General features: G+C 69.1%; 10 protein-coding genes. 5 read left to right on the top strand and 5 right to left on the bottom strand.

Features of this window, described 5'->3' with window-relative positions; genetic code table 11:
- On the top strand, positions 1 to 1,021 hold a 1,021-nt coding region (locus VLF38_RS14850; protein WP_325272015.1), incomplete at its 5' end, for a hypothetical protein.
- Positions 1,018 to 2,391, top strand: coding sequence for a toxic anion resistance protein (locus tag VLF38_RS14845; protein ID WP_325272014.1), 1,374 nt, complete (start codon positions 1,018 to 1,020; stop codon positions 2,389 to 2,391). The genes VLF38_RS14850 and VLF38_RS14845, both read left to right, overlap by 4 nt.
- 208 nt (positions 2,392 to 2,599) lie before the next feature.
- Here VLF38_RS14845 and VLF38_RS14840 read toward each other — a convergent pair whose 3' ends face one another.
- The 4 genes from VLF38_RS14840 to VLF38_RS14825 all read right to left on the bottom strand — a co-directional run bounded on the left by VLF38_RS14840 (position 2,600) and on the right by VLF38_RS14825 (position 5,653).
- The gene (locus VLF38_RS14840) at positions 2,600 to 3,544 is read right to left on the bottom strand and encodes an electron transfer flavoprotein subunit alpha/FixB family protein (protein WP_325272013.1); all 945 of its coding nucleotides are present in this window, start codon (positions 3,542 to 3,544) and stop codon (positions 2,600 to 2,602) included.
- Positions 3,545 to 3,555: 11 nt separating this feature from the next.
- The gene (locus VLF38_RS14835; RefSeq protein WP_325272012.1) at positions 3,556 to 4,341 is read right to left on the bottom strand and encodes an electron transfer flavoprotein subunit beta/FixA family protein; all 786 of its coding nucleotides are present in this window, start codon (positions 4,339 to 4,341) and stop codon (positions 3,556 to 3,558) included.
- 116 nt (positions 4,342 to 4,457) lie between these two features.
- The gene (locus tag VLF38_RS14830) at positions 4,458 to 4,775 is read right to left on the bottom strand and encodes a hypothetical protein (RefSeq protein WP_325272011.1); all 318 of its coding nucleotides are present in this window, start codon (positions 4,773 to 4,775) and stop codon (positions 4,458 to 4,460) included.
- 89 nt (positions 4,776 to 4,864) lie between these two features.
- The gene (locus VLF38_RS14825; protein ID WP_325272010.1) at positions 4,865 to 5,653 is read right to left on the bottom strand and encodes an enoyl-CoA hydratase/isomerase family protein; all 789 of its coding nucleotides are present in this window, start codon (positions 5,651 to 5,653) and stop codon (positions 4,865 to 4,867) included.
- Positions 5,654 to 5,755: 102 nt separating this feature from the next.
- Between VLF38_RS14825 and VLF38_RS14820 the strand changes: the two genes are divergently transcribed.
- A complete protein-coding gene (locus tag VLF38_RS14820) occupies positions 5,756 to 6,436 on the top strand; it encodes a potassium channel family protein (protein ID WP_325272009.1) in 681 nt (226 codons plus the stop codon).
- 30 nt (positions 6,437 to 6,466) lie between these two features.
- Here VLF38_RS14820 and VLF38_RS14815 read toward each other — a convergent pair whose 3' ends face one another.
- A complete protein-coding gene (locus VLF38_RS14815; protein WP_325272008.1) occupies positions 6,467 to 6,658 on the bottom strand; it encodes a hypothetical protein in 192 nt (63 codons plus the stop codon).
- A 155-nt stretch (positions 6,659 to 6,813) separates the two neighbouring features.
- Between VLF38_RS14815 and treS the strand changes: the two genes are divergently transcribed.
- Both treS and VLF38_RS14805 read left to right on the top strand, forming a co-directional pair.
- Positions 6,814 to 8,502 (top strand): maltose alpha-D-glucosyltransferase, encoded by a 1,689-nt coding sequence (gene treS / locus VLF38_RS14810; RefSeq protein WP_325272007.1) that lies wholly within the window; start codon positions 6,814 to 6,816, stop codon positions 8,500 to 8,502.
- On the top strand, positions 8,499 to 8,857 hold a 359-nt coding region (locus VLF38_RS14805; protein ID WP_414689409.1), incomplete at its 3' end, for a maltokinase N-terminal cap-like domain-containing protein. The genes treS and VLF38_RS14805, both read left to right, overlap by 4 nt.

Below are 8,857 nucleotides of genomic sequence, written 5' to 3'. Positions count from 1 at the left end.
CCTGGACGTCGACTTCGTCGGTGACGCCGCCGACGCACTCGCCGGCTCCCCGGTGTACGTCGATCCCGACGCGAGCCTGTCGTCGCGCGGCGACATCGCCTCGCTCGCCGAGGAGCAGGACGTCGCGGTCGTCGTCCTGCCCGAGCTCGCCACCGGCACCTTCAGCGCCTCCAGCCTCGCCGGCCAGGTGCTCCGCAAGGTAGACAGCTACGACGCGGTGATCGTGGTGGTCGACGGCAGCTTCGACTCCTACGGCGTCGCCGCCCGCGAGTCCGACGAGGGCGCGGCGCTCACCCGCGGGCTCAACAGCGCCGGGCACGCCGACGGCGGAGCGGCCGTGCTCGAGACCCTCAGCAGTGACGACTGGCGCACCAGCACGAGCGCCGGTGGCGGTGGCGACGACGACTCCGGCAGCGGGCTCGGCACGGTCGTCGGCGTGGGCTCCGGTGTCGTCGCCGTCGCGGTCGTGGCGGTGTTCGGAGCGCTGGTGGCCCGCCGCCTGAAGGCCGGGGGCAGCGCGCCGGCACGCGACGTACCCGAGGAACTGCGCAGTGTCCTCGCGCGTCTCGAGGCGCTGCAGCGGCAGCACGGCATGCGGCTCTCCCCCGGCGTCAATGCGCGCCTGCAGTCGATCCTGACCAACGTGGGCCAGCTCTTCCACCGGATCCGCCGCACGGGCACCGAGCAGCAGGTCCGCATCGCCTCCATCGAGTACGTCGACGTGCTGACCAAGCTCGAACGCGCGCTCGGCGAGGACTACTACCTCGACATCCTGCGCAACCCCCGCCTGTGGGAGAACGCCGAGGCTCGCCAGCAGGAGGTGGAGGAGGCGGTCCGCGCCACCGACGACCAGCTCGTGGCCAACATCCGGCAGGTCAACGCCAGCCAGGACCTCGAGTTCAAGGTGGCGCTGGAGTCGCTCGTCGGCTCGATGGACGCCACCGTCAAGGACATCTACTCGCCCACGTCCGATCGCAAGCCCGACAGCCCGACCGACTCCCCGGAGGACCAGACGCCATGAGCAACACCGCTTCGCCGACGCCGCCCGCACTCCCGGGGGTCAGCTTCAAGGAGCTCCTCGGAGCCCCCGAGTCCAACCCCGAGCCGCCCACGGCACTCGAGTCCGCGCTGGAGAAGGTCACCCCGGAGGACGCAGCTGCGGCCGCGCCGGCCGAGGCGACGTTCCAGTTCCGCTCGCTGCTGACCCCCGAGCAGCGCGCCGACCTGGAGCGCAACGCCCCGGGTGTGGCCGCGCAGATGGTCGCGGACTTCCAGGCGATCATCCGCTTCGGTGAGCCCGTGCTCGCCAAGCTCAACGCCTCGTCGTCCCAGCTCCTGGAGGCGCAGCGCGACATCAAGGTCCCGCCGGCCGAGGACATGGTCAACGACCTGCTCCGCGAGATGGACGGCTTCCAGAAGAAGTACCGCAACGAGAAGGTCGAGAACGCCGTCAGGAAGGTCGTCGACTTCCTCCGCGGCGCGTCGTACAGCCTGAAGACGCTGGTGCGCGAGGCGAAGCCGATCGCCGACAAGATCGACATCGCCGAGACCAAGCTCAAGGAGATGGAGCTCCGGCTCGCCGACAACGTCACCCGCGGCCAGCAGCTCCACAAGAACACGACCGAGACGCTCCAGGACGTCGTGGCCGTTCTCGCCGCGCTCGAGGAGATCAGCGACGTGGTGAAGGCTGACTTCACCGACGCCGACACCGTCCTCCGAGGCGCCGAGGCGCTCGGCGACCTGGGCTCGGTGACCTACAAGGACAAGACGATGACGGTCAACGAGCTCCGTGAGCTCCACGGCCAGCTCGCGACCGCGGTCAGCGAGATCGAGAAGACCTGGTTCGACTGGCGCCAGCAGTTCTTCCTCGGCTACGCGCAGGCCCCCTCGATCCGCAACCTGATCCTGGTCTCGGCGACCATGCAGCGCCGGTGCCAGGTCTTCCGCACGATGGGCCTCCCCTCGGCGCGCACCTCGCTCGCGATGTGGCAGCAGGCCGCGTTGGCGAAGGAGGGCGCCGAGATGGGCAGTGCGGTCCAGGCCGGCGTCAACGACCTGGTCAAGGGGGCCTTCGAGGCGACGGGCAAGGCGGTCACCGAGACCGCGAAGGCCTCGCAGACGCCGCTCATCGACGAGGAGACGATCTGGTCGATCATCGACTCGATCAAGGTGCAGTGCGAGGGCCTCGTCGCCGCCGACCGCTGGGGTCGCGAGGTGCGTGCGCGCAACCTCAAGGCGCTCGAGCAGGGCGAGGGCACCATCCGTACGACGTTCACCGACTCGCGGCGCCAGCTCGTCGCCAACGCCGTGGCCGCGACGTCCACCGGTGCGGTCGAGGCCGCGCCGCTGCCCGAGAAGGACATCCTCGGCCAGCTCGGCGTCGAGTCCTGACGCCGAGAGGGCTCTAACCTGCAGCCCCACAACGCCGAGAGGGCTCCAACCTGCAGCCCCACAACGCCGAGGCGGCTCCAACCTGCAGACGCACTGCAGGTTCGCGCCGCCTCGGTACAGATCGCGTGCAGGTTCGCGCCGCCTCGGGGAAATGCAGGACGCCCACCCACCGTGCGGTGAGCGGGCGTCCGTGACGTCAGGGGCTGGTTCAGCCCTTGCGTGCCTTGATCTCGTCGGTCAGCGCCGGGAGGACGGTGTGCAGGTCACCGACGACACCGAAGTCGACGAGCTCGAAGATCGGCGCCTCCTCGTCCTTGTTGACCGCGACGATCGTCTTCGACGTCTGCATGCCGGCACGGTGCTGGATCGCACCGGAGATGCCGTTGGCGACGTAGAGCTGCGGGGAGACGACCTTGCCGGTCTGGCCGACCTGGAACGTGTGCGGCTTCCAACCGGAGTCGACAGCGGCACGCGAGGCCCCCACGGCAGCACCGAGCTCGTCAGCCAGGGCCTCGACCGCGGTGAAGTCACCTCCGGTGCCACGACCACCGGAGACCACGATCGCGGCCTCGGTGAGCTCGGGGCGACCGGTCGCCTGACGCGGCTGCGAGGCCACGATGGTGGCGCCCTTGGCGGCGTCGGAGATCGTCACCGCGGTGTCGACGACGGTGCCGGCACCGGCGACCTCCTCCGGCGCGGCAGCGTTGGGCTTGACCGTGATGATCGGGGTGCCCTGGGTGACCTTCGCGGTCACCGTGTAGTTGCCGGCGAAGACCGACTGCGTGGTGGTGCCGTTGGCGTCCACGTCGACGGCGTCGGTGATGACACCCGACTCGAGCTTGATCGCCAGGCGAGCCGCGATCTCCTTGCCCTCGGCGGAGGAGGAGATCAGGATCGCGCCCGGGCTGGCCTGGGCGGCGATCTGCTGCAGCGCCTCAGCCTTGGGGGCGACGAGGTAGCCCTTGATCTCGGCGTCGTTGACGACGTAGACCTTCTCGGCACCGAACTTCGCCAGCGCCTCGACCGGAGCGTTGCCGGCGCCGATGAAGACCGCCGACGGCTCGCCGAGACGGCGGGCGATCGTGAGGAGCTCGTTGGTGGTCTTGCGGACAGCACCGTCGACGTGGTCGACGAGAACCAGAATCTCAGCCATGGTCAGACTCCTCAGATGAACTTCTTGGAAGCGAGGAAACCGGCCAGCGCCTTGGCGCCCGAGCCGTCCTCGTCCTTGACGATCTCGCCGGCGGTGCGCGGCGGGCGGGCAGCGGTGTCCTCGACCTGGGTCCAGGCAACCGAGAGACCCACCTGGCCGGCGTCGACACCCAGGTCAGCGAGCGACCAGGTCTCGAGCGGCTTCTTCTTGGCGGCCATGATGCCCTTAAACGACGGGTAGCGCGGCTCCCCGGTCTGGTCCGTCACGGACAGCAGGACCGGGAGGGTGGCACCGATGACCTCGGTGGCGGCGTCGCCGTCACGCTTGGCGCGGATCTGGTCGCCCTGGGTCTCCACGACCGAGGCGAAGGTGACCTGCGGCAGGCCCAGGCGCTCGGCCAGCGCGGCCGGAACCAGGGAGGTGCCGGCGTCGGTGGACGCCATGCCGGTCAGGACGATGTCGGGCGAGCCGATCTTCTTGATCGCCTCGGCCAGCACCAGCGAGGTGGCCAGCGCGTCCGAGCCGGCGATCGCGTCGTCGACGATGTGGACACCCTTGTCCGCACCCATCTGCAGGGCCTTGCGGACCGCATCAGCAGCACCCGCAGGACCGATGCAGAGGGCGGTGACCTCGGAGCCCTCGTTCTTCTCAGCCAGCTGGAGCGCCTGCTCCACGGCGTACTCGTCGAGCTCGGAGAGGAGGCCATCGACCCCAACCCGGTCGACGGTGTTGTCGCTCTCGAACTTCCGGTCGGCCGTAGCGTCCGGCACGTGCTTCACACAGACAACAATGTTCATGGTGGTGTGGCCCTGGGGCCCCTCCTGTGCAGTCGGATTTGATCGTGATGTTACTGGCGAGTCACCGCGCAGTGGTACCGAAGTCCATGGTGCGATGCCTCACAAGCCGAGCGGGCTCAGCCCCGGACCACGCGGTCCAGGATCCGGCCGAGGACGAGCCAGAAGATGGCTCCGATACCCCAGTTGAACAGCGCGTTCTTCACGTCCGCGTTGTCACCGGTGAACTGCTTGATGCCGTTGTCACGGCTGAAGACCCCGAGGTCGACCCAGCCAGCTGCGTCGCGGACGAACGACACCAGGCCGTTGTCGTCGTTGGCGGACAGCGCGAACGTGAGCGCTCCCAGCGCCAGGAACAGCGCGAAGAGCACGCACAGAATCCACAGGACCTGCGCCGCACGCGTGCGGAGCTGCGGGAGCGTCAGCGAGAAGCCCACAGGGTCCTCCCCCTTCGTAGATGGAGCCGTCGTGGTCGGAACGGTAGCCGAGAGTACGCCGCTCGGCAGGGCGCGCCGCCGGAGAAGGGTCAGCGGCCCGCGAACTCGGCCTTGCCCGGACCGTGCGCCAGGAACGACGCCATGCCGGCGGTGCGGTCCTCGGTCGCGAAGACGGCGGCGAACTGCTGCTGCTCGATCGACAGGCCGGTCGCGAGGTCGACCTCGAGTCCGCGGTCGACGCACTCCTTCGCGGCCCGGATCGCGAGCGCGGCGGCCGCGGTGAACTGCGATGCCCAGGCCACCGCCTCGGCGTACACCTGGTCCGCGGGGACGACCTTGTCGACCAGGCCGATCGCGAGCGCCTCGTCGGCCTTGACGAAGCGGCCGGTGAAGATCAGGTCCTTCGCCTTCGACGGGCCGATCAGCCGCGGCAGGCGCTGCGTGCCACCGGCACCGGGGATGATGCCCAGCAGGACCTCGGGCTGGCCGAAGGTCGCGTTCTCCGCGGCGATGCGGATGTCGGCTGCCAGCGTCAGCTCGCAACCGCCACCCAGCGCATAGCCGGTGACGGCGGCGACGACCGGCTTGGGGATGTTCGCGATCGCGGTCGCCGCCTCGCTGACGCCTCGGGTCGCCTTCACCATGTCGGCGTAGGACATCTCGGCCATCTCGGCGACGTCGTTGCCGGCGGCGAAGAGGCGCTCACCACCCCAGATGACCACGGCACGGACGTCGTCGCGCTCCGTTGCCTCGGCACAGGCGGCCTTGAGCTCGGCCTGCACCTGGAGGCTGATCGCGTTCATCTTCGGGCGGTCCAGCCGGATCACGCCGACGCCCGGCGCCTCCTCGGAGACCTGCAGGTTCACGAACTCGCCCATGGGGCCACTCCTCGCACTCGTCAGCAACAGGGACGGTGCAGACCACCGTCGTACGCCGCGCATTCTGCCGCCCCGCGCCCCGACTGGCCTACGGTGACCACCGTGAGTACCGCGACTGATCTCGGCCAGCACGTCCGGACGCTGCGCCGCCACCCCTGCGCCGTGCTGCTCGCCGTCCAACTGCTCGGCCTGCTGGTCTATCCCTACCTCGGCGACCAGCCGGTGGGACGCGCGGTCTTCGGGCTCTTCGGCCTCCTCGTCCTCGTCCTCGCCGTGCGCACGGTGCGGTTGACGCCGGGCCTGACCTGGGTCGCCGTCCTCCTCGGCATCCCGGTGGCCGTGCTGACCGTCCTCGAGGGCGTGAGCCCCGGCAACGACGTGGTCACCGCCGCGTCGGGCCTGGCCCACGCGGGCTTCTACGCCTACACGGCGTGGGCCCTGATCCGCTACATGTTCCACGACGACATCGTGAGCACCGACGAGCTCTGGGCCACCGGCGCGACCTTCACCGTCGTGGCGTGGGCCTTCGCCTACCTGTACGTCGCGGTGCAGGTCTTCTGGCCGGGTTCGTTCATCGCAGCCGTCGACTCCGAGGCACAGCGGACCTGGATGGACCTGCTCTTCCTCTCGGTGACGACCCTGACCAGCACGGGGCTCTCCGACATCGTCCCCGTGACCCCGCACGCGCGGTCGTTCGTGATGCTCGAGCAGATCGCGGGAATGCTCTACCTGGCGATGGTCGTCGCGCGCGTCACCGCCCTCACGCTGCGTCCGCGGCGGTGAACCCCGCCTCGACCGCGGTGAGGGGGCTGGTCAGACGAGGAAGAACGCGACCGCGCTGACGGCGGTCATGGCGCTGCCGCCGGTGAGCAGGAAGCGGCTGCGGGCGAGACGCTGCTTCTTCCAGAGCCAGTGCTCGGCATGGATCTGGCGGTTGCGCAGGGAGAGACCTACGCCCAGCGCGACGAGACCCGCGAGTCCGAGCACCACGAGAAGCGCTTCCATCGACCGACCTTCCACTCTGTTCCCGAGACCGCTGCACCTTGTGCCGACGAAACGGTGCGGCAACAGAACCATGACGCAGAACCGGCACATCTTCCACTTGGGTAGCAACCGTTCTGTGACGGGCACTACTCAAACGGTTGCCTACACTCGACCCCATGACGCTCGACGCACAGCCGGAATGGTTCCGCACCGCCGTCTTCTACGAGGTCCTCGTCCGCTCGTTCAAGGATGCCGACGGCAACGGCACCGGCGACTTCAGGGGCCTGGCCGAGAAGCTCGACTACCTCGAGTGGCTCGGTGTCGACTGTCTCTGGATCCCCCCGTTCTTCCCGAGCCCGCTGCGCGACGGCGGCTACGACGTGGCCGACTACAACGGCGTGCACGAGGAGATCGGCACCCTCGAGGACTTCCAGTGGTTCCTCGACCAGGCGCACTCCCGTGGCATCCGCGTGATCATCGACTTCGTCATGAACCACACCTCCGACCAGCACCCGTGGTTCCAGGCCTCCCGCACCGACCCCGACGGTCCGTACGGCGACTTCTACGTGTGGTCCGACACCGACGAGCTCTACCAGGACGCGCGGATCATCTTCGTCGACACCGAGCCCTCCAACTGGACCTGGGACCCGGTCCGCGGCCAGTACTACTGGCACCGCTTCTTCCACCACCAGCCAGACCTCAACTTCGACAACCCGAAGGTCCACGAGGCGATGATCGACGCACTTGCCGTCTGGCTCGACATGGGCGTCGACGGCTTCCGCCTCGACGCCGTTCCCTACCTCTACGAACGGCCCGGCACCAACGGCGAGAACCTCAAGGAGACACACGAGTTCCTCCGCGAGGTCCGCTCGTACGTCGACAGCCACTACCCCGACCGCGTGCTCCTCTGCGAGGCGAACCAGTGGCCGGCCGACGTGGTGGAGTACTTCGGCGGCGAGCACGACTCGGAGGGCAACTGGGTGGGTACGGAGTGCCACATGGCGTTCCACTTCCCCGTCATGCCGCGCATCTTCATGGCTGTGCGCCGCGAGTCGCGCTTTCCCATCTCCGAGATCCTCGAGGACACCCCGCCGATCCCCGACGGCTGCCAGTGGGGCATCTTCCTGCGCAACCACGACGAGCTGACCCTCGAGATGGTCACCGACGAGGACCGCGACTACATGTGGGCGGAGTACGCCAAGGACCCGCGGATGAAGGCCAACATCGGCATCCGCCGACGGCTGGCCCCGCTCCTCGACAACGACATCAACCGGATGGAGCTCTTCACCGCGCTCCTGCTCTCGCTTCCCGGCTCGCCCGTCCTCTACTACGGCGACGAGATCGGCATGGGCGACAACATCTGGCTCGGCGACCGCGACGGCGTCCGCACCCCGATGCAGTGGACGCCGGACCGCAACGCCGGCTTCTCCACCGCGACGCCCGGCAAGCTCTTCCTCCCCGCCATCCAGGATCCCGTCTTCGGCTACCAGTCGGTCAACGTCGAGGCCCAACTGGAGAACTCCTCGTCGCTGCTGCACTGGACCCGCCGGATGATCCACGCGCGGCGCGGCCACGCGGCGTTCGGCCTGGGCATGTTCCACGACCTCGGCGGCTCCAACCCCACGGTCTTCTCCTTCATCCGCGAGCACCCGGGCCCCGAGGGCGACGACGTCATCCTCTGCGTCAACAACCTCTCCCGCTTCCCGCAGCCGGTCGACCTCGACCTGCGGCGGTGGGAAGGCTGGACGCCCGTCGAGCTGCTCGGCGGCGTGCCCTTCCCGGCGATCAGCGAGCACCCGTATCCCCTGACGCTGGGCGCCTACGGCTTCTACTGGTTCCGCCTCACTCGGGAGACGACCGCATGATCACTCCGTACCGCAGCGACATCGAGCGCCACCTCACCACCGCCCGCTGGTTCGCCGGCAAGGGCCGGCCGTTCCGTGTCGCCGGCCTGCGAAGCGCCCCCGTTCCTGGCGACGACGACGGCCTCGAGCTGCTCGTCGTGCTCGTCGAGGTCGAGTACCTCGACGAGGCCGACGGCACCGAGTTCTACCAGCTGCCGGTCTCGGTCCACGCCGCTCCGAAGGAGCAGCTCGACCACGCCTGGATCGGCCGCTGGGACGGCCGCCACGCCTACGACGCCACCCACGACCGCGTCGCGATGGCGCTGTGGCTCCGGGCGTTCACCCTGCCCGACGCAGCAGCCGCCGAGGGCACCCC

The organism is Nocardioides sp., assembly GCF_035481145.1.
In the GTDB taxonomy this organism is placed as follows: Bacteria; Actinomycetota; Actinomycetes; order Propionibacteriales; family Nocardioidaceae; genus Nocardioides.
Note: the sequence above shows the minus strand (reverse complement) of the source record. Positions and strands in the feature narration are given on the sequence as shown.

What these genes read in the sequence shown, in the direction of transcription:
- VLF38_RS14835 (WP_325272012.1), bottom strand. Translation starts at nt 4,341, where the DNA reads ATGAACATTGTTGTCTGTGTGAAGCACGTGCCGGACGCTACGGCCGAC.
- VLF38_RS14825 (WP_325272010.1), bottom strand. Translation starts at nt 5,653, where the DNA reads ATGGGCGAGTTCGTGAACCTGCAGGTCTCCGAGGAGGCGCCGGGCGTC.
- VLF38_RS14845 (WP_325272014.1), top strand. Translation starts at nt 1,018, where the DNA reads ATGAGCAACACCGCTTCGCCGACGCCGCCCGCACTCCCGGGGGTCAGC.
- VLF38_RS14840 (WP_325272013.1), bottom strand. Translation starts at nt 3,544, where the DNA reads ATGGCTGAGATTCTGGTTCTCGTCGACCACGTCGACGGTGCTGTCCGC.
- treS (WP_325272007.1), top strand. Translation starts at nt 6,814, where the DNA reads ATGACGCTCGACGCACAGCCGGAATGGTTCCGCACCGCCGTCTTCTAC.
- VLF38_RS14815 (WP_325272008.1), bottom strand. Translation starts at nt 6,658, where the DNA reads ATGGAAGCGCTTCTCGTGGTGCTCGGACTCGCGGGTCTCGTCGCGCTG.